Origin of the sequence: Limnohabitans sp. 2KL-51 (assembly GCF_003063645.1) — a bacterium.
In the GTDB taxonomy this organism is placed as follows: Bacteria; Pseudomonadota; Gammaproteobacteria; order Burkholderiales; family Burkholderiaceae_C; genus Limnohabitans_A.
The window spans coordinates 54,301-80,599 of record NZ_NESJ01000018.1 but is presented as its reverse complement, the minus strand read 5'-3'; the positions used below and the strand labels follow the sequence as shown (position 1 = coordinate 80,599).

Sequence of the window (26,299 nt, the reverse complement as noted above, 5' to 3'; positions counted from 1 at the left end):
CGATTTACGATCCACGCTTCCTTCCCACGTTCGGTCACCCTCACGCAGTTGCGTTTCACTTTGCTCACTGTGACCAGCTCGCAGCGGGACTTGCACCCGCAGGTGTGCGCCCATGCTGGGCGCACAAGTAAAAACCCCGCCAAGGCGGGGTTTCATGGGCATTCTTTTGGAATGACAACATCTGTCAAGGTGACATTTTCATGAGCCGTTCAAATGGCCGTCCATTTCAGGCAATGACAAATGGCGTGCGGTCTTTGCCTTCGATCCACTTAGGGGCTTTGCCGCGACCGGTCCAGGTCTGACCTGTCGCTGGGTCGCGGTACTTGGCAGCCACCTTGCTGGTGGACTTGACTGCGCCAGTTTTGCCGCCTCGGCCCGGGAAAATATCCTGGACTGTCAAACCATACTCAGCCGCCAATTCACGCACTTTTGAGACTGCGCTTGAAATTTCATTTTGGCGGGCTTGAGCAATGGCCGATTCCAAAGCTTCACGCTGCTGCAATAATTCTTTATAAGTTTGTGACATGGTAAGCACTCCAATTAAAAATATGAAAATCTATTATACAACAAGCTCAGTCGATAGATTATTTCGACAGACGCAAGAGGTGGAATTAAAGAAATTGAAACCCGATCCCACCCATTTATTCCAATTTTGACAATGATAACGGTTGGCAGTTTCGCGGATCGGGCTGACAATCCCAACCGTTCTACCTTATTAATAGATTTTTTGATTTATATCAAAGGAAAAAATGGCTGTTTACTGGATTGGTGATATTCAAGGCTGTGATGCCCCGCTTGGCCGCTTGCTGGAAAGTGTGGCGTTTTCACCCAGCCGTGACCATTTGATCGTACTGGGTGATCTGGTCAATCGCGGCCCGGATTCCGCCGGCGTGTTGCGCCGCTTGATGGCCTTGCAAGGCAGTGTGCAGTGTGTGCTGGGCAACCACGATTTGCATGCTTTGGCTGTGGCTTTTGGCCACAGCCGACCCAAACGGATGGACACGCTGGATGGCCTGCTGCAAGCGACCGATCGCTCCACACTGATCGATTGGCTGCGCCAGCAGCACTTGGCGCTTTGGTCTCACAAGGTTTTGTCGGTGCATGCGGGGGTTTTGCCCGATTGGACCCTGGACAAAACCTTGTCCTTGGCGAGCGAGGTGCAAGCCGTTTTGCGCGGGCCAGATTTGCCGTATTTTTTGGCCCACATGTATGGCAACGAGCCCAAAGCTTGGCGCGACGATTTGGAAGGTCTGGATCGATGGCGCGTCGTGGTCAACGCCTTGACGCGCCTGCGTTTGTGCGCTGCCGATGGCACGATGGAATTTGCCACCAAAGACAGCGCCGCGCAGGCGCCTGCAGGCTTCATGCCCTGGTTCGATGTTCCAGGGCGGCGCACGGCCGACATCAGGGTGGCCTTTGGCCACTGGTCCACGCTGGGCCGACAAGACCGCAGCGACATCTGGGCTTTGGACACGGGTTGCGTCTGGGGCGGCTGCCTGAGCGCCATGCGCCTTGGCGAAGACGGGCAGCATCAACGGATTCAAGTGGCATGCGAGCAGGCGCAGCTGCCGGGTTGATGGCAGGCCTCAGCCGCCCGGCTTGAGCAAGACCAACAAGGCCCCCGCCCCGCCCTCGGCCGGCTTGGCCTGAACGAAAGCCATGACCTGGTTTTTTTGCACCAGCCAGCTGTGCACTTTGGACTTGAGCACCGGCGTTTTGCCGGGTGAACCCAATCCTTTGCCGTGCACCACGCGCAAACAGCGCAAGCCCTGGCGTTGCGCCTGTCGGATGAACTCGGACAGTGCCACGCGGGCTTCGTCGGTGCGCAGGCCGTGCAGATCGATCTCACGCTGAATCGACCAATCGCCCTTGCGCAGCTTGTGGATCACGTCACGGCCAATGCCCGGACGGCGAAAACTCAGGGCGTCATCGGTATCGAGCAAGGTGCTGGCATCGAATTCGTCGCTCAGGCAATCGCGCAACACCGCCTCGTTGTCTTTTTGAAGTTGGTGCGCAATCGGAGCTGGGCTGGGACCCTCCAGCTTGACTTGGCCGTGCGCAGGCAAACGCTGCACGACGCCCACGGCTCGCACAAACAAGTTGATTTCGGCCTCGCGCTGGCGGGCAGCCAAGGCCTGGGCTGCAGCCAGCGCCTGGGCTTGCACGTGGGCTTCGGCCAGCTTCTGGCGGACTTTTTTCAGGTCTTGCAAGGCGTTGATTTTCACGGGAAATCCTGGCTGGACGTTAGTGGGTGTGCATGGCGCACAAGCAGATCGCGTTCACCTCAATCGCCCCGATTGCGCATCCAATCGCCGGTCTTGAAAAAGCTGGCATTCAGCCGCTCGCGCAGCACGGGGTCAACCTGTGTCTCGGTCATGGCCTGGTCCATGCAGGCCAGCCACTGGTCACGCTCGAGCACGCCAATCGAAAACGGCATGTGGCGCATGCGCAAACGCGGATGGCCAAAGCGCTCGGTGTAGTGCTCGGGCCCACCTAGCCAGCCGCACAAAAACCAAAACAGTTTGTTGCGGGCATCTTGCAAGGTGCTGCCGTGCGCATCGCGCAGCGCCTTGAAGCTTGGCTCGAGGTCCATCAGGTCATAAAAGCGCTCGACCAAGCTGCGCACAGCCGCTTCGCCGCCGATCCAAGCAAACGGGCTGTCCAAGGGTGGCTTTTCTTCGGTGTTCATAGAGCTCGATTGTGCGATGTAAAAAGGAGGGTCATGCCTACGGCAGTCACTGCGCCGCCTGGCGCAAAGTCTGCACCACCGGCTGGCGCAAGACGCCAGCCAAACTCAGGCTACCCGCACCCCAAGCCAGCAAGGACCCAACCAAGCCACCGGCCAAAGGAGCCCACAAAGGCGGCTGCCAGGCGAACTCGAAGGCATAACGGGCCAACGCCCAGCCCACCAACAGCGCCATGGCGCTGGCCATGAAACCCGCCAACCAGCCAATGCCCAGCAGCTCGGTGCGCTGCACCTGCGCCAGCAGGCTGCGGCCTGCACCCAGCGCCCGCATGATGGCGTATTCGCGCTCACGCGCTTGGCGACTCGCGCCCACCGCGGCAAGCAACACCATCAGGCCTGCCGCCAAAGTGAAGGCAAACAAAAACTCCACGGCCCGAATCACCTGGTCCATGACCCGCTGCACCTGCGCCAGCGTGCTGCGCATGTCCACGCTGGTGATGTTGGGAAAGGCGTTGACCATGGCGTTTTCAAAACCCGGCACCCCCTCGGGTGAGCGGAAAGCGGCCATGTAGGTCATCGGCAAGTCCGGCATTTTCGAGACCGGGAACAGCATGAAGAAGTTGGCCCGCATCGAAGCCCAGTCCACCTTGCGCAAAGAGGTGACGCGGGCCTCGTGCGGCTGACCGGCAATGTCAAAGCCCAGGCGGTCACCCAGCTTCAGGCCCAGCGCCTGGGCAATGCCCTCTTCCACACTCACGCCATCGGCTTCTTCGGCCTGCCAGCGTCCGGCCACCAGGGGGTTGTGTCCGGGCAAGACCGCACTGTGCGAGAGGTTGACTTCACGGTCGAGAAAGCGTTTGCCCCGGTCAGCTTCCAGGTCATCGGGGCCAATGACACGGCCGTTGATGGCCACCAGCCGGCCCCGGATCATCGGGAACCAATCGGGCGACTGCACGCCCGCTTTGTTCAGATGCGCCAAAAAGTCCTTGGCCTGCTCGGGCTGCACATTGATGACAAAGCGGTCGGGCGCATTCACCGGCGTGGCCTGGCGCCAACTGGCGATCAGGTCGGTGCGCAGCAAGACCAGCAAAGCCAGCGCCAGCAAACCCACCGACAAGGCACTGACCTGCACCACCGCAAACACCGGCCGCGCCGCCACCTGCCGCGTGGCCAGACGCAACCAGCGCGGAGCCGACTCATCAGGCACCGCACGGCGCAGCAAAAACAACGCCGCCGCCGCCAGAGCGGCAAACACCAAGAGCGCCACGCCAAAACCACCCACGGTGATCAGGCCCAGTGTCAGGTTGCGGCTGACCATGAGCAAAGTGAAGGCAAAGCCGAGCAAGCCCATCACCAGCACCAGCCCCGAGCGCACCTGCACGCTGCCCAGGTCGCGGCGAATCACGCGCAGCGGCGGCACCTGCGCCAGCTGCAAAACCGGCGGCAGGCCAAAGGCCACCAGCAGAGTCAACCCCATGGCCAGACCCATCAGCGCCGGCTGCAGCGTGGCGCCGGGTAAGTTGGCATCCACCAACCCCACCAGCAACTGCACAAATCCCAAGTGCACGCCATAACCAGCCAGCACCCCCAGCACGCTGGCCACCAGGCCAGCGCCCAAAAACTCCAGACCATAACTCAAGGTGAGTGTGCGCTGACTTTGCCCCAAGACCCGTAGCAGTGCACAGGCGTCCAGTTGACGCTCGGCAAAGCTGCGCGCCGCCAAGGCCACCGCCACGGCGCACAGCAAAGCCGCCAGCAAAGCCACCAGGTTCAAAAACTGCGAGGCCCGGTCCAGGGTCTGGCGCATCTCGGGACGGCCGCTGCCCAACGACTCGACTTTCACGCCACGCACCGCCGGCTTGTCGGCCTCGGCCTGCGCCCAAGGCAAAAATTGGCTTACGGCCGCATCGCTGCCCGCCACAGCCATGCGCCAGCTCACGCGGCTGGCCGGCTGCACCAGGCCCGTGGAGGCCAAGTCGGCCATGTTCATCATCACGCGCGGTGCAAAACCCATGAAGCCCGCACCCCGATCGGGCTCGCGGGTGATGGTGGCACCAATGCGCAAACTCCGCTCGCCCAAGCCCAGCATCTGGCCGACTTGCACATTCAAGGCTTCGAGCAAGGCCGCATCGACCCAAACCTCGCCCTCAGGCGGAATGCTGGCGGCGCTTTGGCCTGCGATCTCGAGGCGGCCGCGCAGGGGGTAACCGGGCTCCACGGCTTTTAGGGCCACAAGGCGGGTAGCGGGTGGGGCAGCGGATGGCGTAGCGGTTGATGCAGCAGGTGATGTCGCAGCATCCGGCGAGTTCATGGCCCGCGCCATGGTCGGGAAACTCACATTGGTGTTGCTTTGCAAACCAGCCACTTGGGCCTTTTGGACAAAGGCTTGGGGGGTGCGTTGGTCGCTCACCACCACCGCATCGCCGCCCAGCAGTTGACGCGCATCGCGCCACAGACCCGACTGCATGCGATCGGCCAGAAAGCCCACCGCCGTCAAGGCCGCCACCGCCAAGGCCACCGACACCATCAACAGGCGCAACTCGCCCGCCCGCAAGTCACGCCACAACTGACGCGCACCCAGCTTCAAACCATGTATCCAAGATTGCTTGCTCATCTCCTGACCATAACTGAGGGGCGAAGGTCTGGCAGGGCTGGGGGCTTGGCAGGCACCTCAAGCATGTCCGATGCGAGCACCCCATCGGCTCCCAGATAGGCTGGATTTAAGCCGCTCGGCCCCGGACTCTGGCTTGCTCACGCGCCAACTCATACGCGGCCTGAACGAAGGATTCCTCCAGGTCTTCCCCCGCGGGGGTTGGCTGGGCATCCGACCAGCGCACGATGGCCACCCGAGCACCATCGATCGTTTCCTGGATGGGCACCCTGCACAAGCCGCTGGCTTGCATGCGCGACTCATGAACCTCCATCGGCATGGCCGCCACCAGGTCGCTGTGCCGGGCCAGCGTTTCCAGGCCCGTCAAGGTCTGACAGGTCACTGAGCATTGAGGCGAGGCCAAACCGGCCTGCTGAAAAGCTCGGTCCAAACCCCGGGCAACCGAACTCTCTAGGCTGGGCAATACCCATTGAGCTCCCAACAACTGCGACAAATTTTGGGCGTTTTGCAGAGGATGTCCGGGACGCACCACCACGGATACTGTGGTGGCGTAGAGCGCGCGGGTGACGAACTCAGACCCTAATTGTTCAGCTGGCAAAGACATCACGGCAAAGTCAGGCGCGCCTTCGCGCAAACCGCCCAACTGAAAGCTTGGCGGCACGATGTTCAATTGCAATCCCGGCCAACGAATCCGAAATGCCGGAATCACCTGGGGCAACAAGGCCATGGTGGCGAAGTGGGACAGCGCCACCACCAGACGTCCTTCTTTGTGGCCCCGTCTTTGCTGCACATCTTCACCGGCTTGACGGGCTTGGCTGCGAATCGCTCGGGCGCGCGGCAGCAAGGCCAAGCCATATTCCGTAGCCTGTACCCCACGCAAGCCGCGCTCGAACAAGGTGACCCCGAGGGACTCTTCAAGACGGCGCAGTTGTTTGCTCACGGCCGGTTGCGAACTGCCCAGTTTGCGAGCTGCAGCCGTCACACTGCCCGCGTCCGCAATTTCAGCCAGCAACACCAGCGCAGCCGGATCAGGGATGCTGGCAGGGGTCGACTTGCGGGGCCGCCCGTCATGAACCGATGTGATGGGCAAAGCTGCAGAGTTTGCGGATTCAGGCATCGAATCATCCATAACAAAAAGACATGATTATTACCTTTTCAAGTCTTGTTGGAATACCAGAGCCTGACTACGATGACCTTGTCTGTTCCACGATTCGGAGTCTTGTTTGCCACTGACCCTTGCCGATTGCATGCACCTGGATGCCCACGACCCCAGTCACATCCGTTTGGCCCAGGTGGGGGATCGCTTTGACCCTGGCACACCAGGAACGCTGTATTTCGATGCCAACTCGATCGGACCCATGCCGCGCATGGCACCCTTGAAAATGCAGACCGTGCTGCAAGACGGTTGGGCCAAAGCACGGCGACGCAGCTGGAACGAGCTGGACTGGCTGGAACAGCCCCGCACGCTCGGTGCCTCAATGGCCCATCTGATCGGGGCGGGCAGCAACGATGTCCGGGTCACGGACACCACCAGCATCAACCAATACAAGTTGTTGCGCTATGCGCTCAGCGTTGCAGCCCCTCGCCGTGTGATCGTGCTGGAACGCCACGTGTTTCCCTCCAACCGCTATGTGGCCGAAGCCATCGCCCGGGAGCATCTGGCCGAGCTGCGTTTCATCGACGATGCGTCCGATTTGCGTGCGGCTCTGGCCCCGCAAGACGTGGCCGTGGTGGCCTTGTCCCATGTGGACTACCGCAGCAGCACGCGACTGGACATGGCTGCTTTGAACCGCTGCATTCGCGAGGCGGGTGCCATGAGCCTGTGGGACCTGTCGCATTCTGCAGGTGCCGTGGCCATCGCGCTGGTCCAAAGCGAAGCGGACCTGGCGGTGGGATGCGGCTACAAGTACCTGTGCGGTGGACCGGGTGCACCGGCATTTTTGTACATCCACCCTCGCTGGGCCGATGCCGCTTGGCCTGCCATCTCGGGATGGATGGGGCATGCCGACACATTTGCCTTTGAGCCCAACTACAGGCCAGGCGCAGGGGCCGACCGTTTTTTGGTGGGTACCCCCGCCGTCCTGGCCAATGCTGCTTTTTCGGCAGCAGCAGAGCTTTGGCGCGAGGTCGACCCGCTGGCCTTGGACCAGCGCCACAGGTCATTGACCGACACCTTGATTCAACTCTTCGATGAACAGTGCGCCGCTTGGCCGTTGCACTTGTCCAGCCCACGAAGTCACGCCCAACGTGGCGGCCATGTGGCCCTGCAGTTCGATGGGGCTGCCGCATTGGCGCAAGCCTTGGTCGAGCAAGGCGTCATCGTTTCTTCGCGCAAACCCGACGCTTTGCGCTGGGGTGTTCACCCATTGACCACGAACCATCAACAACTGTGGTCAGCGGTGCAGGTCTTGCGGCAATTGCTGATCAGCGGCAGCTGGCAGGACACCCGCTTTGAACGCCCCATGGTCTGAACCTTTTTTTCCCCTTGCCATCCCACCGGACCCCCATGATCGTCACCGCCATACCGACTGCCAAATCGAACGCCCCGATACGCCTGGCCGCTGACATCGGCGGCACTTTTACCGATGTGGTCCTTGAAACGCCCTCACGCCGACACAGCTGCAAAGTGTTGACCACGCCACGCCAGCCAGAACTGGCCGTGATGGAGGGACTCGATCGCCTGCTCAACGCTTCGGGTCTGGACGGTTCACGCATTGAGCTGTTCGTCCACGGCACCACATTGGCCACCAACGCCCTGATCGAGCGCAAGGGCGCGCGCACAGCCTTTGTCACCACCGAAGGCTTTCGGGATGTTTTGGCCATGGGCTTTGAAAAACGCTTTGATGCTTACGACACGAACCTGGAGGGACCAACCGAGTTGGTGCCCAGGCCTTGGCGCCTGACGGTTCGTGAACGCATCGCGGCCGATGGCACGGTTCTGCTCGACCTGAATGAAGACGACGTCAGGAGGGTCGGCGCCAGCATGCGAGATGCGCACATCGAAGCAGTGGCCATCGGTTTCATGCACGCATGGGGCCATCCCTCGCACGAACAACGGGCCCGCGACATCCTTGCACCCATCCTCGGGCCCGATGTGAGCATTTGCCTGTCCTCGGAAGTGTGCCCCGAGATCCGCGAATACGAGCGTTTTTCCACCACCGTGGCCAACGCGTACGTGCGCCCTTTGATGGGCAGCTATCTCTTTCGACTGCAGGACAGCATCCGGCAAAAAGGTCTGCACTGCCCCATGTTGCTGATGATGTCGGGCGGCGGGCTGACCACGCTGGAGTTGGCCGCTCGCTTTCCAATCCGTCTGGTCGAATCTGGACCAGCCGGCGGTGCCATTTTGGCGGCCCACTTGGCACGGGAATGCGGCCTGGACAAGGTGCTGGCCTTTGACATGGGCGGAACCACCGCCAAGATTTGCCTGATCAACAACGGTCAGCCTGAACGGTCACGCCGCTTCGAAATTGGCCGGGTCTGGAAAAACCTCAAAGGCAGCGGCTTGCCCATCCGCATTCCGGTGATCGAACTGGTGGAAATTGGTGCTGGCGGCGGCTCCATCGGCCGGGTCGATGCCCTGCAGCGCATCACCGTCGGACCGGATTCGTGCGGTTCCGAACCGGGCCCCGCCTGCTATGGGCGCGGCGGCGAACTGCCGGCGGTCACAGACGCCAACGTGGTGCTCGGCCGCATCGACCCCGAACGCTTTGCCTCAGGCCGCATGCCACTGGATGCGGCACTGGCCCAGCAAGCCCTCACGCGCCATGTCGGCAAAGCTTTGGGCATGGACGCTTTCTGGGCCGCCGCAGGCATCAGCGAAATGGTCGAGGAAAACATGGCCAATGCGGCCCGTGTGCACGCCATTGAGCGCGGTCAAGACCTGGGAAGCTTCACCATGGTGGCGTTTGGCGGTGCGGCGCCCTTGCATGCTGGCCGACTGGCACAAAAACTGGGCATCACCCGAGTGATGGTCCCTGCCGGCGCCGGGGTCGGCTCGGCCATCGGTTTTTTACGAGCGCCAGTGGCCTTTGAGGTGGTGCGCAGCGATTTGTCCGTCTTGTTGACGATGGACCCCCAAGCGGTCGAGGCACGGCTAGAGGCCATGCAGGCCGAAGCACTGTCGGTGGTGGAAACCGCCAGCGCAGGGGCTCCCTTGCATGTGCTCAGAGTGGCCGAATTGCGTTATGCCGGTCAAGGACATGAACTTCGAGTGCATCTGCCTCCCGCATCAGACGGCCCCATCGATCTTTCAGCACTGGCGGCGCTTGTGGAAGCTTTTGAAAAATCCTACGAACAAATTTACGGGCTGCGCATACCCGATGGCGAAGTCGAGGCGGTCACCTGGTCGGTCACCGTCTCCACCCTGCCGCAAGCCGTGCAACCGATCGCATTGCCTGAAACCACTCGCCAACGAGAAACCTTGTCGACACGGCTGGTTTGGGAGCCCGCACTGGGCGAGCAACGGGACTTTGGCCTGCACTGGCGTTTTGACCTTCACACGGGCGAGAACATCGCAGGCCCCGCTTTGGTGGCCGAAGACGAAACCACCATCGTCGTTCCCGCAGGCTGGATGGCGCGGCTGGATGAGCAAGGCCATTTGATGATGGAGGCTCAATCATGAGCACGCAAATGCTGCACGCCATTCGCACACAGGTCATGTGGAACCGGCTGATTTCAGTGGTCGAAGAGCAAGCGCAAGCCTTGCTGCGCACCGCATTTGGTTCGGTGGCGCGGGAAGCGGGTGACCTCTCGGCCGGGGTCTACGACGCGAAGGGTCGTATGCTGGCTCAGGCCGTCACTGGCACGCCTGGGCACGTCAACACGATGGCTGTCGCTGTGGGTCATTTCCTGGAACGGTTCCCACTGGAAAGCCTGGTCGTGGGGGATGTGCTGGTGACCAACGACCCCTGGATGGGCACCGGGCATTTGTTTGATTTTGTGGTCGTGACCCCGGTCTTTGTCGGACAACGCCCGGTGGCGGTGTTTGCATCCACCTGCCACACCATCGATGTGGGTGGGCGCGGCTTCACAGCCGATGCCGCCTCGGTGTTTGAAGAGGGCACCTGCATTCCCCACCTCAAACTGGTGCGGGCCGGAGCGCTGAATGAAGATGTGATGGCCATCATCCAGGCCAACTCTCGCAACCCCATCGAGGCCAGAGGGGACATCCTGTCCTTGGTCAGCAGCAACGAAGTGGGTAGTCGCCGCTTGGTCGAGATGATGACCGAGTTCAAACTGGCGAGTCTGGACACGCTGGCCGAGCACATTCTCGAGCAATCGGGTCGTGCCACCCGCGAAGCCATCGCGCGACTGCCCGATGGGCAATGGCGCGCCGAAATGACCATCGACGGCTATGAACATCCCGTGAGCCTGGTCGCCACCCTGCACAAGCAGGGCGAACTGATCCGCGTGGATTACGCAGGCACCAGCGCCGCATCACGCATGGGCATCAATTCGCCCAAATGCTACAGCGACGCTTATTCGGTCTTCGGCCTCAAATGCCTGATCGCGCCCGAGGTCCCGAACAACGCCGGCTCCCTGGCCCCTTTCGAAGTGATCGCCCCTGAAGGCAGCATCGTTCATCCCCAACGGCCCAGTCCGGTCACCGCTCGCCATGTGATCGGACAGATGCTCCCCGACTTGATGTTTGGCTGCTTGGAGCAAGCCCTGAACGGCCAAGTACCGGCCGAATCGGCCGGCAGCATCTGGGTGCTGGCCATGAGCAGACATCCCGCGCAAGGCAAGGCCTTCAATGTCATGAGTGTCGGTTTAGGCGGCACGGGCGCACGCCCCACCAAGGATGGTTTGTCGACCACCGCTTTTCCCAGTGGCGTCGGTGGCATTCCGGTTGAAATCACGGAAGCGCAATCACCATTGGTCTTCTGGGAAAAAGTGTATTTGCCCCACTCGGCCGGTGCCGGGCAGTGGCGCGGGGGGCTCAGCCAGCGCATCGTGATCGGCACTCGTGACGCAGTGGGCTTTGACTGCTCGGCCGCCACCTTTGACCGCCGCGCCTACCCGGCCCGTGGCCGCAATGGCGGCATGTCGGGCACCCCCGGACGGGTCGACGTCCAATCGGCCAGCGGTGTGCAAACCCCACATGAGGGCAAAAGCACCATTCACATCCCGAACGGTGGTCGTCTTTGCATTGAACTGCCCGGCGGCGGCGGCTTTGGTCCACCCGAAAAACGAGACCCGGCGCTCTGCGCAAAGGATGCGGTCAACCATGCGACTGCCCCCCCAGATCTTTCACCCCTGTCCTTCAACCCACTCCCCAGGAGTTCTTCATGAAACTGATCCAACGTCTGACGTATTCATTTTTTCTGCTGCTCATGGCACTGCCATGGTCAGCACACTCAGCCGATTACAACGGCACGATCCGCATTGTGGTGGGATTCCCACCCGGGGGAGCGACCGATGTTGTCGCGCGCATCATGGGTGAAAAATTGCGCGTGATCATGAACCAGCCGGTCATTGTGGAAAACAAACCCGGTGCCGGCGGCATGATTGCCACGCAACAACTCAAGGCTGCAGCGCCCGACGGTGCCATGGTGATGCTGACCATCGACCATTCCCATGTGATCATTCCCCTGACCTTCAAGGCACCAGGATACGAACCTCTCAAGGACTTCACAGCCTTGGCAGGTGTCGCCAGTTATTACAACGTCATGGCCCTGTCCAGCACGATTGCCGCCAAAACTCCCTCGGAGTTTGGCACCTGGCTCAAAGCCAATCCGGGCAAGGCCAATTACGGCATCCCTGCCGTCGGCAGCGTGCCTCAATTTGCGGGCCTGCTGGTCGGCAAGTCACTGGGCACTCCAATGGTGGCCATTCCTTACCGGGGTGGCGCACCCTTGGTTCAGGATCTGCTGGGTGGGCAAGTGCCCGCTGGGTTTTTGTCGCTGACCGAGTCTATCGAGCACCACCGCAATGGAAAAATGCATGTCATGGCCGTCTCGGGCACCAGCCGTGCCAAATCAGCACCCGACATTCCCACCTTCCAGGAGTTGGGCATCAAAGGGGTCGACAAGAACCCCTGGCTGGCATTTTTTGGACCCAAAGGTTTGCCCTCCGAATTTGTGGACCGCTTCAGCCGTTCGGTGTCCGCTGCCCTGGCGGACCCAGAAGTCGTTGAAAAGCTCTCCAAACTGGGCAATGTGGCCACCTACGCCAACCCAGCTCAATTGCAAGAATGGGTGTCTTCCGCCACGTTGCACTGGGGTCCAGTCATCAAGGAATCAGGGTTCGAATTGCAATGAAAACCTGACTGGAAAAGTCACGCGAGCCTGAGCAGGCCCAAAAAAAGGCCATTCATTGAATGGCCTTTTTTAATGATTTTGGTGGTGATAGGTGGATTTGAACCACCGACATCAGCATTATGAATGCTGCGCTCTAACCAACTGAGCTATATCACCTGAATTTGTTGGCACAAGCCACCAAGCCAAAAATTATACACAAGATTTCCGGGTAGTCGGGCAAGTTGGCGTAACAATTGGCGCATGAAACAGCCAAGACCAGAACCCACCGAACAGGAAATCTGTCAACAAACAGCCCAAGTGATTTGGGAGCATTGGCAATCAGGCCAAGTGCTGAGCGCCCTGCCCGAGGCCTGCCGACCCTTGACGGCAGCACAAGGCTACGCTGCACAAGCGCAATTGCCCGCCGTGTCTGGCCGCCAGGTGGTTGGCTGGAAGATCGCGGCCACCAGCGCCAACGGACAATTGCACATCAACGTGGGGGGTCCGCTGGCCGGGCGGCTGTTGTCGGGTCAGGTGTTTGAAAGTGGCGACGCCATCCCATCGGCAGGCAACCGCATGCGTGTGGCCGAGCCGGAATTTGCCTTTGCCTTGGCGCAAGATCTGACACCGCAATCCGCGTCCTATACCCAACAGCAAGTCATGGCCGCCGTGGCCAGCTTGCATCCGGCCCTTGAGGTGCCCGACTCGCGGCTGGAACCCTTTACCGCAGCGGGAGAAGCACAACTGCTGGCCGACAACGCCTGCGCTCGCCACTTTGTTCTGGGTGCGGCCGCACCCGATCTCTGGCGCGACCTGGATTTGAGCACCTACCCGGTGCACGCCCGGGTCCAACACGGCAGCCATCTGAAGTACACCCGAGACGGCACGGGCGGCAACGTGCTGGGCGACCCGCGCATCGCCCTGACCTGGCTGGCCAACCAGCTGTCTAGCCTGGGCATCACGCTCCAAAAGGGCCATGTGGTGACCACCGGCACTTGCATGGTGCCACTGGAGTTGCAGCCCGGTGACAGCGCCAGCGCCGACTTCGGCCCACTGGGCCGTGTGAACCTGATTTTTTCGGAGACTTGAGCCATGACAAAACCCCTTTTGGCCCTGATCGGCACCGGCGGCACCATCGCAGGCGCGGCCAGCGCTGCCTCCGTCAGCACCGATTACAAACCCGCCAGCCTGAGCCTGGCCGCCGTGGTCGACACTGTGCCCGAGCTGCGTGCACGTTACATCATCGAGGTCTCGCAACCCATGCAGCTGGCCAGCTACGACGTGCGGCCCGAGCATTGGCTCGATCTGCATGCCGCCGTGATGCAAGCGGTCAACAATCCCGATGTGGTGGGCATCGTAATTACACACGGCACCGACACTTTGGAAGAAACCGCCACCTTTTTGCACCTGAGCGTGGACAGCGACAAACCCATCGTGGTGGTGGGGGCCATGCGCCCCGCCACGGCCTATTCGGCCGATGGCCCGGCCAATTTGCTGGACGCCTGCAGCGTGGCCGCCTGCACCGGTGCACGGGGGCGCGGCACCTTGGTGGTCATGAACGGCCGAATCCATTCAGGCCTGTGGGTGGGCAAACGCCATGTGAGCAGCGTAGAAGCTTTTGACAGCCCACTGGCCGGTGCCGTGGGCGAGGTGGCCGATCAAGCGGTGCAGTGGTTTCGCGCCGTCGGGCGTGCTCCGACTGTAGCTTGGCAAACGCCCACAACATGGCCCAGGGTGGACATGGTCGTGGCTTATGCCGGGGTGGACGACACCGCCCTGCGCGCCTTCGTGGCGGCCGGGGCGCAGGGCATCGTGCACGCTGGGTTTGGCAACGCCAACACGCCCACGGCCTACCGCGCTTTCATTCAGTCATTGCCTGCACAAGGTGTTTTGGTGGCCCGCTGCGCCCGCTTCATTACCGGCAGCGTGACGCGGGCCAGCGTCTACGCCGATGCCCAGCACGGCATCCTGACCGCAGGCCCACTGCCACCGCACAAGGTGCGCATCGTCATGCTGCTGGGCCTGGCGCATGGCATGGACGGGCCTGCGATTCAAACCTGGATCGACCAGATTTTGCTGGCCGGCTGAAACCCGCTGATCAGCGCGCTCGCTGAGTCCAGTACAGCACCATGCCGCTGATGCTGGCCATGACCATCAGGCCCACAAAACCGGCGCGGTAGGTGCCAAACAGGCCCGACAAGGCGCCGAACATGGGCGGCCCCACCACCACGCCCAAAAACGTGAAGGCCAATGTGCCCCCTGTGGCCATGCTGGCCATGCCGAGGGGCGCGCGGCGGGCCACTTCGGCCAAATACACGCCGTTCCAGCCGATGGCCGAGGCCCCAAAGCCCACCAGAATGGCGATCACCACAGCCTGCGGCGTATCGGTGGTCAAAAAGGCCGAGGCCAAAGCGCCCAAAGCCATCATGCTGGCCAGCAGCAGCAACATGCGCCTTGCGCCCAACCAACGGTCGGCCACATAGCCCCAGACCACGCGCCCGCCAATGCCGCCCAACTGAGTGACTGACAAAGCCAGCCCCGCCGCCACCAGACCGTAAGACAAATCGTCGTGCAAAAAGGTCACCAGATACGTGGTGAGCGACAGCTGCACCATGGAAAACATGAACGAGCAAGACGCCATGGTGAGCAGTGCCCGATGCGCCAGCACCAGTCGGATGGGCTCGATCAAACTGCCCCAGCGAATGCGGGTGTCCGGTTGGCGGTCGCTGTCAAGTTCGGCCCGCAGGCTTTGCGACACCCCAGCGCACAACAGGCACACCACAGCCACCGCCACCAAGCTGAGTTGCCAATTGCCCAGCAGCGCCAAAGGCGGCACCACCGCTCCTGCCAGCATGCTGCCCAAGGGCACGCCGGTTTGCTTGATGGAAAACACCAGCGACATCTGGTGCGCGGGCGTGGTGCGGGCCAGCAGGTGCGAGCTGGCCGGTGTGATCGGGCCATAACCCAGCCCAATCAGCACCGCGCCCAGCACCATGGACGGCAGCCAGGGCACGGCGCACAAGAGCAAGCCCAAGGCAGACAAGACCAGACCCCACTGGCTCACCCGAATGGCCCCCATTCGGGCCACCGTGGCGCCGCCCATCAAGGTCGCGACCATGGCCCCGGCGTAAGTCACCGACACGTACAGGCCCACCAAGGCGGGCGAGACTTGTAAAGTCTGCGCCACCACAGGGGCGACCACAGGCAAGCTCAGCAAGGCCATGGCGACCATGGCCTGAATCACCAGAGTCAGCAGCAAGGGCCACCAGTTGCTCATCGTTTCATCTCCCGTACAGGCGAGAAGGCCACCAGGGGGCCGCAGCAATCACACCCTGCATCAGTTGGCTTTGACGCCCGCCTTGACCAACAAGCTGCCCAAGGTGTCGATCTCGTTTTTCAAGTGGGCCCGCAAAGCCTCTGGCCGCGCCAGCTCCACACCCACGGCCGAAATGCCCATGGCTTCCAGGCGTTGGCGCACCTCTGGGTCGGCCACCGACTTTTGCAAGGCAGCGGTCAACTGATCGAGCACCGGTTTGGGCGTGCCTTTGGGGGCATACAGGCCAAAGGAGATGTTGATGTCAAAGCCTTCCACACCGGCGTCGCTGATGGCAGGCACTTCAGGCAATTGGGGCAAACGGGCTTTTCCAGCCGAGGCATAAGCCTTGATCTTGCCGCCCTTGACCGAGGGCACCGTGCCCGAGGTCTGGTCACACAAAATGTCCACCTGGCCACCCATCAGGTCGGTCAAGGCCGGGCCTGTGCCCTTGTAGGGAATTTCATTGAGCTTGACGTTCAGTGCGTTCATCATCATCAAACCACACAGGTGCGAGGCCGACCCCACACCCGCATGCGCGAGGCTGACTTTGCTGCCATTGGCTTTCACGTAGGCCACAAACTCGTTCAGGTTTTTGGCCGGGAACTCGTTGCGCGCCACGATCACCATGGGGCCGCTGGTGGCCCGGCCAATCGGCTCAAAATCATCCACCGGGTGGTAGGGCAGACTTTTGTACATGGCCACGTTGGTGGCGTGGCTGACGTGGATCATCAGCAAGGTGTAGCCATCGGCTTTGGCGCGGGCCACTTTGGCCGTGCCAATCGAGCCCGAGGCGCCTGCGGTGTTGTCCACCACGATCTGCTGACCCAGGTGCTTTTGCATGGCCCCGGCAAACAAGCGCGTGATGGTGTCACCCGGGCCGCCTGCGGCATAAGGCATGACCATGGTGATGGCGCGGCTGGGAAAGTCTTGCGCCGAAATCTGAAAAGTGCTGAGGGCCAACAGCATGGCCAGGCCCGTGCGGATAAAACGAATGGACATGGAAGTCTCCCTTTATTATGTAAGCCGCAGTGTGACCGATCAGGCCAACAAGCGTTGTCGAATTTCCAGAGGGCTCAACACCTGAAGGGGTTCAGCGCAGCCACCGGGAATGCCCACTTGCGTGGCGTTCAGCAGCATGGACACCATGACATAGGTGCCCGACAAGACCGTCAGGTCCACCACCGCCTGCTCTCCCATGCGTGCCACAGCTTCTTGCCACAAGGCATCGGGCACGCGGTGGTTTAGAGAGAGCTGAATGCAAAAGTCATACACCAGGCGTTCATCCTCTTGCATGCTGTTGGGCCGTTGGCATTGCTGCAAGTCGCGCATCACCGCGTCTGACAAGCCCGCCTTGCGCGCGATGGGTTCGTGCGCCCACCACTCGAACTGCGCGTTGGAGATGCGCGCCTGGATCAGGATGGCCAACTCGTTCAGGCGCTTGTTGACCGAGGTTTTGAAGCGAAGGTAGTCCAGAAAATCAAAGGCACGGCGAGCCATGTCAGGGCTGCGCAGCAGCGCGTTGTAGGGGCCGCCGAGCGCCGCGCTCGACACCTTGAGGATGTCATCGGCCAACGGCCGCACCTCGGGGGGCAATTCGTCGTAACGGATCTGGGCGAATCGTTCGGTCATGAAGCGTTCCTGCAAAAAAATTAGGGGCTACACCAGCGCTAGAACACCAGCGCCTGTTCAGCAGCATTGAACAAGCCAGATGCTCTGAGCGACGCGCGAACGTAACAACAAAGCACAGACCCCAGAGTCACCGACATGACTGGGAAAGCCCCACCATTGGCCTGGGTCTGGGCCACACTTACAGCTGCTAGACCCTGCGTGGACCCTTTGGCCTTGAACACTTGGCCTGTCACGCTTGACCTTTAACCCCTGTGGACGGAACCCTCCCATGCTGAAATTTTTCTTCAACGCTGCGCCCAACCCCATGAAGATCACCCTGCTGCTCGAAGAGCTGGGCCTGCCTTTTGAGGCCGTGCCCGTGGACACGCGCAAGGGCGAGCAATTTGCGCCTGCCTTCCTGGCCGTCAACCCCAACGCCAAGGTGCCCGCCATCACCGATGGTGACGTGACCGTGTTCGACAGCAACGCCATCTTGCTTTACTTGGCCGACCGCGAACAAAAATTTGTCCCCGCCATGGCGCAGGCCAAAGAGCGCGGCGCAGCCCTGTCCTGGTTGCTTTTCATTGCGAGCGGCATCGGGCCGTTTTCAGGCCAGTCGGTTCACTTTCGCCATGCCGCACCCGAGCCCAAAGAATACGCCCTGAACCGCTACGACTTTGAAGCCCACCGCCACTGGAGCGTGCTGGAAAAGCACCTGGCGCAAAACACTTACATGCTAGGCGAGCACTACAGCATCGTCGACATGGCCCTGTGGGGCTGGGCCCGCATGCTGCCTTATGTGCTGGGCACGGGGGAAGCCACCTGGACGCAGTACCCCCACATCAAGCGCCTGCTGGATTTGGTCAACGCCCGCCCGGCGGCCCAGCGCGCCGAAGCCTTCAAAACGAAATACACCTTCAAGACCGAAATGGACGCGGATGCCAAGAAATTCATGTTCCCGCAAAACGAACGGCTGAACAAAGCCTGAGGCCCGCCGTGAGCCTGACGGGTGGGTGGCAGTGGCATTGGCGAGCCTGGCGTTCGCAAAAACGTTGGGCGCCCGCTGTGGCACAAATTTCAGATTGGCTGCTAGCGCAAGCCATGCCACGCCGTCAACTGGTGTTGATCGGCGGCAGTGCAGGCTGGATGCTGCCCACCGAATGGCTGACTCAATTTGAGGAAGTGCATGCCTGGGACATCGACCCCTTGGCGGCCCCTTTGTTTCGGTGGCGTCATGGTCAGGCTTTGAAGCGTGAAGGCACGCGCCTGAACCTGCACACAGGCGATGGCTTGGCGCAACTCGATGAATGGACACGCATCCTTCCGACTGCCTTCTTCTGGTTTGACAACGTCCTGGGGCAATTGCGTTTCACAGACCCATCGCCGGATGCCGTGGAGCAGCGCTTGAAAAATTTTCAGCGCCAACTCGAGACCGTTGCATGGGGCAGCGTCCATGACCGAATGTCAGGACGCCACACCCCTGGCACCCTCTTTCCGATGGCCCGCCACAGTGAGGCCGGATTGGCTATGGAAACCACAGAAGGACAGGCATGGCTGCTCCAAATGGGGGCCATCAGTCCTTGGCTGGACCACTTGACCGAAGGCGTCTTGCCAAAGGGCACGCCCGTGCAGCACACTGCGTGGCCATTCAAACCGAGGTATGCGCATTGGCTCGAAATGGGCTGGACTGGGCCGTCTTAATTTCCCAAATCCAGCGCCCAGTACTGACCCACCAGATCGTGTCCAAACGAATGGTGGGACTCTTCGGACAACAACACAAAACCCGCGGTTTGGTAGATGTGCCTGGCCGCATGCAGGATGTCGTTGGTCCACAAAGTCAATTTGGAATAGTCCCGGGCTTTGGCAAAAGCGATGCACTCTTGGGTCAAGCGCCGTCCCAGGCCGGTGCCGCGCATCTCGGGCTCCACGTACAGCAAGCGCAGCTTGGCCTCGGTGTCGGAAACCTTGACCACAAACGCCGAGCCGACAACCCGGCCGTCGCACTCGGCGATCCAGGCGTTTTCTTTTACCGGGTCAAAGTTTTTCACAAACTGCGCTGCAATCTCGGCCACCAAGGCCTCGAAGGTGCCGTCCCAGCCGTATTCCTGCGCGTACAAAATGCCCTGGCGGTGCGCCACCCAGCCGATGTCGCCCACTTGCAGGCCGCGCAAAACAATGTTGGGCGTCATGTCGTGTCACCGCTCTCATAGCGCTGCCCCAGCGCCAGCAATTGCGGTGTTTCAATGACCGCGTTCAGGCCATCAAAGTCGAGCATCTTTTCTTGCCATGGGAGTGTGGTCTGGTGCATGTGCAAGCTGGCGTAATAGCCTTGCAGCGTGTGCAGTACGGCCCGCGCTGTTCCGCCCGGGAAGATCACGATCTTGAAACCGCGCTCGCCCAACTCTGCCGCACTTTGCACCGGCGTCTTGCCGCCTTCGACCATGTTGGCCAAGAGCGGCACACGCTTGGCGAACTGCGCGCAGGCGCGGTTCATCTGCTCATCCGAGCGCAAAGCTTCGATGAACAGCGCATCGACGCCGCATTCCAGATAGCGTTCGGCCCGCTCCAAGGCGGCGTCCAGGCCTTCTACGGCGACTGCATCGGTGCGCGCCAGGATCAAGGTGTTCTTGTCGTGCCTTGCATCCAAGGCGGCGCGCAGCTTGCCTTGCATCTCGGCCACCGGCACCACGCCTTTGCCGTCCAAGTGGCCGCAGCGTTTGGGGAATGTCTGGTCTTCGATCTGGACCATCGCAGCCCCGGCGCGCTCAAAGTCGCGCACGGTGCGCTGCGTATTGAGCGCATTGCCAAAGCCGGTGTCGGCGTCCACGATGACGGGAATGTTCACCCGGTCGGTGATGTGGGCCAAGGTCTGCGCCACTTCGGTGGCGGTGGTCAGGCCAATGTCCGAGCGGCCCAGGCGCGTGTAGGCAATCGATGCGCCTGACAAATACAGCGCTTCAAAACCCGCCTGCTGCGCCACCAGTGCGGTGAGTGCGTCGTACACGCCGGGCGCCAACAGGGCCTGCGGTTGTTGCAGGCGCTGGGCCAAAAGGGATTGGGCCAAAGTGGTGTGCTGGCTCATGGCGTGACCTTCAAAAGTTGTTGTACGGTGTGCGCCGCCATGTGCCCGCCCGCGATGGCGCTGAGCAAACCATTGCCCGACAAATAGCCCCAGACTTCTTGGCCCGACACACCCCGCGCCGCGCCTCCAGCGGCCAGCAGGTTGGGCAAAGGCGTGCCGTCTTGGCGCAGCACGCGGGCTTGCGCGTCGATGTCGAGACCGCCTTGGGTGTGGAACAAGGCACCGGTGACCTTGATGGCATGAAAAGGGGCTTGCAGTGCGCGCTGGAATGTTCGGCCTGTGCCCAAATCGGTGCCAGGCTGCACCGTGTTCAAAGTGGCTTGCAAGGCCTCAGACGGGCAGCCGATCAGTTGCGCCAGTCCATTCGCATCTGATGCGTGTTGCACTGCGCCTGCGCCTTGCGCCGCCACAAAGTCCGGAAAGTCTTGCGCAAACGCGAGCAGCGCATCGTCGAACACATTCCAAGCCACACCATCCGGCTGCGCCAGCACATGCACCGCCGCTTCGGAATAGCCCTGGGTTTCGTCATGAAAACGCTGGCCTTGGGCGTTGATCTGCACGCCGCCTTCCATCATCACCGCCCACGAGATCAAAGCCCCTTGCGGCACGGCCCAAGAGCCGTGTCCTTGGTAGGCCCCCAAGTCGGCCAGGCGTGCGCCCAACTGCCGACCCCAAGCGATGGCGCTGCCGTCGTTGCCCACATGGCCCGCATAAGTGGCTTCGGCCATCTCGGGCAGCATCTCTTTCACCATGGCCGTGGCCCCGCCAAAACCATTGCAGGCCAAGATCACCGCATCGCAACGGATGCGCTCGGTCTGGCCGTCGGGCCGCACAAAACCCACACCGTGGATGTGTTGCGCGTCATCGGCCCACAGCTCGGTCACTTGCGCTTGCGTGAGCACCACCACGCCCGCAGCGTCGGCTGCGGCTTGCAAGCGGCTCATCAAACCCGCACCCGTTTTTTCGGGCACGGCGTGCATGCGGTGGGCGCTGTGGCCGGGGTACAAAAAGTTGTCCAGTACTTGCCAGGGCAGGCCGTGGTGAACCGCCAAGGCATCCATCGCTGGGCCGATGTGCTGCGCGTAGGCCTGCACCAGATGCGGTGCGGCTTGGCCGTGGGCCTTGGCCTGGATATCCGCGGCAAACGCCTCCACGCTGTCGGTGATGCCTTGCGCTTCTTGCGCTTGTGTGCAAGGTGCAGGCACAAACCCCGAAGACAAAGCTGTAGAGCCCGCCGCAAATGCATCGCGCTCCAACACCACGCAATCCACATCCAAGCGGTGCAAGGCCAAAGCGGCCGTGAGACCACAAGCGCCAGCGCCCACGATGACCACCGGCGTGTGATCCTCGGCTTGCAAATCAGCAGCCAGGCGAACTTGCGGCAGCGGCGCGTTCATGACCTCAGCCCAGTTGCTTCAAAAAAGTGGCGCTGTCCATGACATCACCCACCGAGCCCATGTCGGCCAGCGCGGCCTGGTGCGCGGCTTCGCTGAAGGCGGCGCAACCATCGGACAAAACAACAACGTGGTAGTCCCGCACATGCGCATCGCGCACCGTGCTGGCCACGCCACCGTTGGTGACGATGCCACACACCACCAGCGTGTCGATGCCCGATTTTTTCAGCACCCAGTCGAGTTGCGTGTTGAAGAAGGCCGAATACGCCACCTTGAACACCGACACATCGACCAGCGGCGCGAGCAGGTCCACATTGGCCTGGCCCCGGCTGCCCGGGGCGAAATCTCCCTTGCGCAAAAACGGGCGGCGCTCTTTCAGGTGGGCTGAGATCATCGGCTCGCCCTGTGCATCAGGCCAAAGCGTGAACAGGCTGGCCGTGACCAGGCCACCTCGGCCTTTGATGGCACGCGCCACCGGCGCCATGCGCTCAGGCAACTTCACCGCTTCGGCACTCAGGGTGTTGCCTCGTGCATAAGCCCCGTCAGGGGCCAGAAAATCGTTTTGCAGGTCGACGATCACCATGCCCATGTTCTTGCCCAATTTCGCGTTCTTCAAGTTCATGCTGTGCGCTCCACCAATAAGTTGCCCAATGTGTCGACCCGTCCTTCAAAGCCCGGCTCCAACCACACCGTGGTGTCGGGCTGTTCCAAAATCGCGGGGCCTTGCACCACGGTGCCCACGGGCAGGCTCAGGCGCTCGTAGCGCTGGGCCGTCCACCACTGGCCCTGGTGATACACCTGCTGCTCGCCCACCGGGTTGGTGCTGCCCTTGCCTTGCGGGGCCAGTACCGCCAAGTCAAACTTGGGACGCCGCCCGATGCGGGCATAACGCAGGTTCATCACGCGGATCACCGGGCCTTGCAGCACCCGGCCAAAGGCGTGCTGGTAAGCCGCTTCAAACGCGGCCAACAAACCGGCGGCATTCAAAGCTTCACGCTTCACGGGCACTTGCAGCGTGTGGGTCTGGCCCATGTAGAGCATGTCAAAGCTGATGACTTCATCAACCCGCACAAAGTTCACACCGGCCGAATCCAATCGCACTTGACAAGCCTCGGCCAATGCGTCCAAGCGTTGCAGCAACTCGGGCCAAGCCACATCGACCAAAGCCACGTTCAGGGTCTGCACCGCGTCGTGGCGCATGTCGGCCATCACACAACCCAGCGCCGACGTCACGCCCGGGTAACGGGGCACGATGCCGGTGGTCACACCCACCTCGCGCATCATGGCGCACACATGCAGACCGCCGCCGCCGCCAAACGGCATGTAGGCAAACTGGCGGGGGTCGTGGCCACGCTCGATCGACACCACACGGATCGCGCCCGCCATGCGGGCATTGGCCACCGTCAAGATCGCCTCAGCCGCGGCCATCGCCGTCAAGCCCAAAGGCTCGGCCACATGCAGGGCAATGGCTTGATCCGACAAACCCGAGTCGAGTTTATTCAGCAAGCCGCCGCCCAAAGGCCGGTCGGCCGCGATGCGGCCCAACAGCACATTGGCATCGGTCACCGTAGGGCGGGTGTTGCCGCGCCCGTAACAAGCAGGACCAGGAATGCTGCCAGCCGACTCGGGGCCGACCTGCAGCATGCCACCCGCATCGACCGAGGCGATCGAGCCGCCACCGGCACCGATGGTCTCGATCTGGATCATGGGCGAGCGCACCACCAGACCAAATTCGATAGACGTTTGCGCAGCCAGCGCCGCCTCGCCCCCGGCCACCAAGGACACATCGAACGAGGTGCCACCAATGTCGCCCGTGATGACGTTCTCAAAACCAGAAGCGCGGGCAATTTCGGCGCAAGCCATCACGCCCGCAGCAGGCCCGGACAAAGCGGTGCGCACCGGTACATCGCAGGCGGTCTGGCGCGACATCACGCCGCCATTGCTTTGCACGATCAGCAATTCGCCACCAAAACCCTGGGCGCGCAAATCGCCATCGAGCCGCTGCAAATACCCCCCCACCACGGGCTGCAATGCAGCATTCAGGGTCGCGGTGGAGCAGCGCTCAAACTCACGAATCTCGGGCAGCACTTCGCTGGCGGCGGTCACATAACTGTTGGGCCAGATCTCGCGCACAGCGGCCACAGCGGCTTGTTCGTTGCCGGGGTTGGCATAGGCGTGAACAAAGAACACACACACCGCCTCGCAGCCTTCGGCCAGCAGGGCGCGGGCTTGCTCGCGCACCTGATCCAGATTCACGGGGGTGTGCAACTGGCCATCGGCCAGCACGCGCTCGTCCACTTCCAAGCGCCAAGCCCTTGGCACCACGGGCGTGTAGCTGCCGCGCAGGCCCCAAGTTTGCGGGCGGTCGCGGCGGCGCATCTCTAGCACATCGCGAAAGCCGCGTGTGGTGATGATGCCGGTGCGGGCGATCTTGCGTTCCAGCAAGGCGTTGGTGCCCACGGTGGTGCCATGCACGATGGTGGCGATGTCTTTGGCCCCCTGTTCACCGTTTTCGCCGGTGGTGCCGGTCACTTTGGCAATGCCGTTCATGAAGCCCCGAGCTTCTTCACCCCGGGTCGAAGGCACTTTCACAATGCGGGCCTGGCCGGTTTTTTCGTCCAGCACAAACAGGTCGGTAAACGTACCGCCCACGTCAACACCCACCACCCAATGCGGCTGATTCACTGCTGCCTCGCTCATGCTTGTTCCTTGGTGTAACCGAGTGCGCTGTCCTTGGCGCGGTCTTGTTCTGACCGGTCTGCCGGGTTGCCCCAGCCGCCACCACCGGGCGTTTGCAGGCGAACCCGGTCGCCCTTCTTCAATTGAATGCCAAGCATCTTGGAGACCATGGGCGGTGTTTTCCATTCGCCGTTCTGGCAGTACTCGAACACATTGGGCAGTGCAGGCTGGCCGCCATGGATGCCCTTGGGGGCCGACTTGCCGCGCTCGCCAAAAATGAAGGCCTCGGCGCTGTCTTCGAGCAATTCAATTTCGTAAATCGCGCCCAAACCACCCCGGTGCTGGCCATCACCGCCCGAGCCGGGGCGCAAGGCCCACTGCGTGAAGCGCACCGGGTAAGCCGCTTCCAGAATTTCCATGGGGGGTATGGTGGCGGTGGAAATCGGCGCGTTGCCGTGTGACAGGCCGTCGCCATCGGAATGGCCGCCGTGCCCACCGCCAAAGAAGCTGAACATCACCCAGCGCTGACCCTTGCGCTTGTCGTCGGTGCGGTGACCGGCGATCGACAAGGCGTTGATGGTGCCGTAAGCGTGGGCCACCGCCCGCTTGGGGTCAGCCAAAGCCGTGGCGCTGAAGATCACGTCGATCATGCGCAAAATCGTTTCGGTGTAGCCACCCACCGGGCGCGGACGCGAAGCGCTGATCACCAGGCCGTCGGGTATCACAAAGTCGACCGCATCGAGCACGCCCGCGTTGGCGGGCACATCGGGGAACACATGCTTCAAAGCCACATAACAAGCGGCGACTGCCGTGGCACGCGAGATGTTCACCGGCCCGGCGCACTGCGCCGAGGTGCGCGAAAAGTCCAGCGTCAGCCGGTCACCAGCCACCGTCATGTCGAGCGCAATCGTCAGCAACTCGTCTTTCACGCCGTCGTTGTCCAGCACGTCTTCAAAGCTGTAGCGGCCATCGGGCAAGCTGCCAATGTGCGAGCGCATCAAACGCACGGCTCGTGTGCGCAGTTCCACCAGGGCCTGCGCCACTTTGGCATCGCCGTATTCATCCAGCAGTCCGTCCAGGCGGCGTCCACCCAATTCGAGCGCTGCCAACTGGCCGTTCAGGTCACCCCACAGGCTGTCGGGCAGGCGGGTGTTCGCGCGCAAAATGGCCAGCACATCGTCTTCCAGCACACCGCCGCGCAAGATGCGCACCGGCGGAATCTGCACCGCTTCTTGCCAGCACTCGGTGGCCGCCGGGTTGTAGTTGCCGGGCACCGCACCGCCCACGTCGTGCCAGTGTGCGGCCGAAGCCAAAAAGCAATACAGCTGACCGTTGCGAAAGCAGGGCTTGACCAGCTTGAAGTCGTTGGCGTGGGTGCCGCCCTCATACGGGTCGTTGAACAACCACACGTCGCCCGGCTGCATGCCGCCGCGCTCAGCGGCCACGCGCATGGCGGCGCGCACGGCAAAAGCCATGGCACCCACAAACACCGGCAAGCCCGACTTGCCCTGGATCAGGGTGTCGCCGGTGATGGCATCGTACAGGCCGTGGCAAGCGTCATGCGCCTCGGCAATGATGGGGTTGAAGGCGCTGCGGTAGAGCGTGGCGTCCATCTCGTCGGCAATCTGTTCGAGTCGGCCGCGCAGCACGGCCAAAGTGACCGGGTCCATTGCATTTGGCAT

23 protein-coding genes and 1 tRNA gene are annotated in these 26,299 nt (G+C 61.9%); 9 read left to right on the top strand and 15 right to left on the bottom strand.

Annotation, left to right across the window (positions count from 1 at the left end):
* Positions 1-226: 226 nt before the first annotated feature.
* Positions 227-526: an H-NS family nucleoid-associated regulatory protein gene (locus B9Z49_RS17510; protein WP_108354721.1), complete on the bottom strand. Its 300-nt coding sequence runs from the start codon at positions 524-526 to the stop codon at positions 227-229.
* Positions 527-749: 223 nt separating this feature from the next.
* Here B9Z49_RS17510 and B9Z49_RS17505 point away from each other — a divergent pair, with 223 nt between their 5' ends.
* Positions 750-1,577, top strand: a complete 828-nt coding sequence (locus tag B9Z49_RS17505) for a symmetrical bis(5'-nucleosyl)-tetraphosphatase (protein WP_108354720.1) — start codon at positions 750-752, stop codon at positions 1,575-1,577.
* Positions 1,578-1,586: 9 nt separating this feature from the next.
* Here the strand turns inward: B9Z49_RS17505 and B9Z49_RS17500 are convergent, their stop codons facing one another.
* From B9Z49_RS17500 to B9Z49_RS17485, 4 genes are all read right to left on the bottom strand, one after another.
* Positions 1,587-2,225: a Smr/MutS family protein gene (locus tag B9Z49_RS17500; protein ID WP_108354719.1), complete on the bottom strand. Its 639-nt coding sequence runs from the start codon at positions 2,223-2,225 to the stop codon at positions 1,587-1,589.
* 59 nt (positions 2,226-2,284) lie between these two features.
* On the bottom strand, positions 2,285-2,689 hold the full coding sequence (locus B9Z49_RS17495) for a group II truncated hemoglobin (protein WP_108354718.1): 405 nt from the start codon (positions 2,687-2,689) through the stop codon (positions 2,285-2,287).
* A gap of 46 nt (positions 2,690-2,735) precedes the next feature.
* Positions 2,736-5,300, bottom strand: a complete 2,565-nt coding sequence (locus B9Z49_RS17490) for an ABC transporter permease (RefSeq protein ID WP_108354717.1) — start codon at positions 5,298-5,300, stop codon at positions 2,736-2,738.
* Between the two features lie 106 nt (positions 5,301-5,406).
* On the bottom strand, positions 5,407-6,414 hold the full coding sequence (locus B9Z49_RS17485; protein WP_158273528.1) for a LysR substrate-binding domain-containing protein: 1,008 nt from the start codon (positions 6,412-6,414) through the stop codon (positions 5,407-5,409).
* A gap of 106 nt (positions 6,415-6,520) precedes the next feature.
* On the opposite strand from B9Z49_RS17485, the gene B9Z49_RS17480 reads away from it, so the two are divergent.
* From B9Z49_RS17480 to B9Z49_RS17465, 4 genes are read left to right on the top strand one after another with little or no spacing between them, the layout of a single operon-like run.
* A complete protein-coding gene (locus B9Z49_RS17480) occupies positions 6,521-7,768 on the top strand; it encodes an aminotransferase class V-fold PLP-dependent enzyme (protein ID WP_146188555.1) in 1,248 nt (415 codons plus the stop codon).
* A gap of 35 nt (positions 7,769-7,803) precedes the next feature.
* Entirely contained in the window at positions 7,804-9,921 is a 2,118-nt protein-coding gene (locus B9Z49_RS17475; protein WP_108354714.1) for a hydantoinase/oxoprolinase family protein, read from the top strand.
* Positions 9,918-11,591 (top strand): hydantoinase B/oxoprolinase family protein, encoded by a 1,674-nt coding sequence (locus B9Z49_RS17470; RefSeq protein WP_199225095.1) that lies wholly within the window; start codon positions 9,918-9,920, stop codon positions 11,589-11,591. Before B9Z49_RS17475 ends, B9Z49_RS17470 begins: the two co-directional genes overlap by 4 nt.
* Entirely contained in the window at positions 11,588-12,559 is a 972-nt protein-coding gene (locus B9Z49_RS17465; protein WP_108354713.1) for a Bug family tripartite tricarboxylate transporter substrate binding protein, read from the top strand. Before B9Z49_RS17470 ends, B9Z49_RS17465 begins: the two co-directional genes overlap by 4 nt.
* 79 nt (positions 12,560-12,638) lie before the next feature.
* Here the strand turns inward: B9Z49_RS17465 and B9Z49_RS17460 are convergent.
* A tRNA-Met gene (locus B9Z49_RS17460) sits at positions 12,639-12,715 on the bottom strand.
* Positions 12,716-12,799: 84 nt separating this feature from the next.
* Between B9Z49_RS17460 and B9Z49_RS17455 the strand changes: the two genes are divergently transcribed.
* A complete protein-coding gene (locus tag B9Z49_RS17455) occupies positions 12,800-13,627 on the top strand; it encodes a 2-keto-4-pentenoate hydratase (RefSeq protein WP_108354712.1) in 828 nt (275 codons plus the stop codon).
* Positions 13,628-13,630: 3 nt separating this feature from the next.
* Positions 13,631-14,626, top strand: coding sequence for an asparaginase (locus B9Z49_RS17450; protein ID WP_108354711.1), 996 nt, complete (start codon positions 13,631-13,633; stop codon positions 14,624-14,626).
* 10 nt (positions 14,627-14,636) lie between these two features.
* Here B9Z49_RS17450 and B9Z49_RS17445 read toward each other — a convergent pair whose 3' ends face one another.
* Genes B9Z49_RS17445 through B9Z49_RS17435 form a run of 3 tightly spaced genes read right to left on the bottom strand, consistent with a single transcriptional unit; the run spans position 14,637 to position 17,483 of the window.
* Positions 14,637-15,815, bottom strand: coding sequence for an MFS transporter (locus B9Z49_RS17445; RefSeq protein WP_108354710.1), 1,179 nt, complete (start codon positions 15,813-15,815; stop codon positions 14,637-14,639).
* 60 nt (positions 15,816-15,875) lie between these two features.
* Positions 15,876-16,853 (bottom strand): tripartite tricarboxylate transporter substrate binding protein, encoded by a 978-nt coding sequence (locus tag B9Z49_RS17440; protein WP_233254689.1) that lies wholly within the window; start codon positions 16,851-16,853, stop codon positions 15,876-15,878.
* 39 nt (positions 16,854-16,892) lie between these two features.
* Positions 16,893-17,483, bottom strand: a complete 591-nt coding sequence (locus B9Z49_RS17435) for a carboxymuconolactone decarboxylase family protein (RefSeq protein WP_108354709.1) — start codon at positions 17,481-17,483, stop codon at positions 16,893-16,895.
* Between the two features lie 268 nt (positions 17,484-17,751).
* Here B9Z49_RS17435 and B9Z49_RS17430 point away from each other — a divergent pair, with 268 nt between their 5' ends.
* On the top strand, positions 17,752-18,450 hold the full coding sequence (locus B9Z49_RS17430) for a glutathione S-transferase family protein (protein ID WP_108354708.1): 699 nt from the start codon (positions 17,752-17,754) through the stop codon (positions 18,448-18,450).
* A gap of 8 nt (positions 18,451-18,458) precedes the next feature.
* Positions 18,459-19,163 carry a hypothetical protein gene (locus B9Z49_RS17425; protein WP_108354707.1) on the top strand — a complete coding sequence of 235 codons (705 nt, stop codon included), beginning with the start codon at positions 18,459-18,461 and terminating at the stop codon, positions 19,161-19,163.
* Here B9Z49_RS17425 and B9Z49_RS17420 read toward each other — a convergent pair.
* Genes B9Z49_RS17420 through B9Z49_RS17395 form a run of 6 tightly spaced genes read right to left on the bottom strand, consistent with a single transcriptional unit; the run spans position 19,160 to position 26,299 of the window.
* Positions 19,160-19,651, bottom strand: coding sequence for a GNAT family N-acetyltransferase (locus tag B9Z49_RS17420; protein ID WP_108354706.1), 492 nt, complete (start codon positions 19,649-19,651; stop codon positions 19,160-19,162). The genes B9Z49_RS17425 and B9Z49_RS17420 overlap by 4 nt on opposite strands.
* Positions 19,648-20,544 carry an oxaloacetate decarboxylase gene (locus B9Z49_RS17415; protein WP_233254688.1) on the bottom strand — a complete coding sequence of 299 codons (897 nt, stop codon included), beginning with the start codon at positions 20,542-20,544 and terminating at the stop codon, positions 19,648-19,650. The genes B9Z49_RS17420 and B9Z49_RS17415 overlap by 4 nt, the downstream gene beginning before the upstream one ends.
* Complete coding sequence (locus B9Z49_RS17410) at positions 20,541-21,941, bottom strand: FAD-dependent oxidoreductase (RefSeq protein ID WP_108354705.1); 1,401 nt, start codon at positions 21,939-21,941, stop codon at positions 20,541-20,543. The genes B9Z49_RS17415 and B9Z49_RS17410 overlap by 4 nt, the downstream gene beginning before the upstream one ends.
* A 4-nt stretch (positions 21,942-21,945) precedes the next feature.
* A complete protein-coding gene (locus B9Z49_RS17405; RefSeq protein ID WP_108354704.1) occupies positions 21,946-22,560 on the bottom strand; it encodes a cysteine hydrolase family protein in 615 nt (204 codons plus the stop codon).
* Positions 22,557-24,638 (bottom strand): hydantoinase/oxoprolinase family protein, encoded by a 2,082-nt coding sequence (locus tag B9Z49_RS17400; RefSeq protein ID WP_108354703.1) that lies wholly within the window; start codon positions 24,636-24,638, stop codon positions 22,557-22,559. The genes B9Z49_RS17405 and B9Z49_RS17400 overlap by 4 nt, the downstream gene beginning before the upstream one ends.
* Positions 24,635-26,299: a hydantoinase B/oxoprolinase family protein gene (locus B9Z49_RS17395; RefSeq protein ID WP_108354702.1), complete on the bottom strand. Its 1,665-nt coding sequence runs from the start codon at positions 26,297-26,299 to the stop codon at positions 24,635-24,637. Before B9Z49_RS17395 ends, B9Z49_RS17400 begins: the two co-directional genes overlap by 4 nt.

What these genes read in the sequence shown, in the direction of transcription:
- B9Z49_RS17510 (WP_108354721.1), bottom strand. Translation starts at nt 526, where the DNA reads ATGTCACAAACTTATAAAGAATTATTGCAGCAGCGTGAAGCTTTGGAA.
- B9Z49_RS17505 (WP_108354720.1), top strand. Translation starts at nt 750, where the DNA reads ATGGCTGTTTACTGGATTGGTGATATTCAAGGCTGTGATGCCCCGCTT.
- B9Z49_RS17495 (WP_108354718.1), bottom strand. Translation starts at nt 2,689, where the DNA reads ATGAACACCGAAGAAAAGCCACCCTTGGACAGCCCGTTTGCTTGGATC.
- B9Z49_RS17490 (WP_108354717.1), bottom strand. Translation starts at nt 5,300, where the DNA reads ATGAGCAAGCAATCTTGGATACATGGTTTGAAGCTGGGTGCGCGTCAG.
- B9Z49_RS17485 (WP_158273528.1), bottom strand. Translation starts at nt 6,414, where the DNA reads ATGCCTGAATCCGCAAACTCTGCAGCTTTGCCCATCACATCGGTTCAT.
- B9Z49_RS17475 (WP_108354714.1), top strand. Translation starts at nt 7,804, where the DNA reads ATGATCGTCACCGCCATACCGACTGCCAAATCGAACGCCCCGATACGC.
- B9Z49_RS17470 (WP_199225095.1), top strand. Translation starts at nt 9,918, where the DNA reads ATGAGCACGCAAATGCTGCACGCCATTCGCACACAGGTCATGTGGAAC.
- B9Z49_RS17465 (WP_108354713.1), top strand. Translation starts at nt 11,588, where the DNA reads ATGAAACTGATCCAACGTCTGACGTATTCATTTTTTCTGCTGCTCATG.
- B9Z49_RS17455 (WP_108354712.1), top strand. Translation starts at nt 12,800, where the DNA reads ATGAAACAGCCAAGACCAGAACCCACCGAACAGGAAATCTGTCAACAA.
- B9Z49_RS17450 (WP_108354711.1), top strand. Translation starts at nt 13,631, where the DNA reads ATGACAAAACCCCTTTTGGCCCTGATCGGCACCGGCGGCACCATCGCA.
- B9Z49_RS17445 (WP_108354710.1), bottom strand. Translation starts at nt 15,815, where the DNA reads ATGAGCAACTGGTGGCCCTTGCTGCTGACTCTGGTGATTCAGGCCATG.
- B9Z49_RS17440 (WP_233254689.1), bottom strand. Translation starts at nt 16,853, where the DNA reads ATGTCCATTCGTTTTATCCGCACGGGCCTGGCCATGCTGTTGGCCCTC.
- B9Z49_RS17435 (WP_108354709.1), bottom strand. Translation starts at nt 17,483, where the DNA reads ATGACCGAACGATTCGCCCAGATCCGTTACGACGAATTGCCCCCCGAG.
- B9Z49_RS17430 (WP_108354708.1), top strand. Translation starts at nt 17,752, where the DNA reads ATGCTGAAATTTTTCTTCAACGCTGCGCCCAACCCCATGAAGATCACC.
- B9Z49_RS17420 (WP_108354706.1), bottom strand. Translation starts at nt 19,651, where the DNA reads ATGACGCCCAACATTGTTTTGCGCGGCCTGCAAGTGGGCGACATCGGC.
- B9Z49_RS17415 (WP_233254688.1), bottom strand. Translation starts at nt 20,544, where the DNA reads ATGAGCCAGCACACCACTTTGGCCCAATCCCTTTTGGCCCAGCGCCTG.
- B9Z49_RS17410 (WP_108354705.1), bottom strand. Translation starts at nt 21,941, where the DNA reads ATGAACGCGCCGCTGCCGCAAGTTCGCCTGGCTGCTGATTTGCAAGCC.
- B9Z49_RS17405 (WP_108354704.1), bottom strand. Translation starts at nt 22,560, where the DNA reads ATGAACTTGAAGAACGCGAAATTGGGCAAGAACATGGGCATGGTGATC.
- B9Z49_RS17400 (WP_108354703.1), bottom strand. Translation starts at nt 24,638, where the DNA reads ATGAGCGAGGCAGCAGTGAATCAGCCGCATTGGGTGGTGGGTGTTGAC.
- B9Z49_RS17395 (WP_108354702.1), bottom strand. Translation starts at nt 26,299, where the DNA reads ATGCCAAATGCAATGGACCCGGTCACTTTGGCCGTGCTGCGCGGCCGA.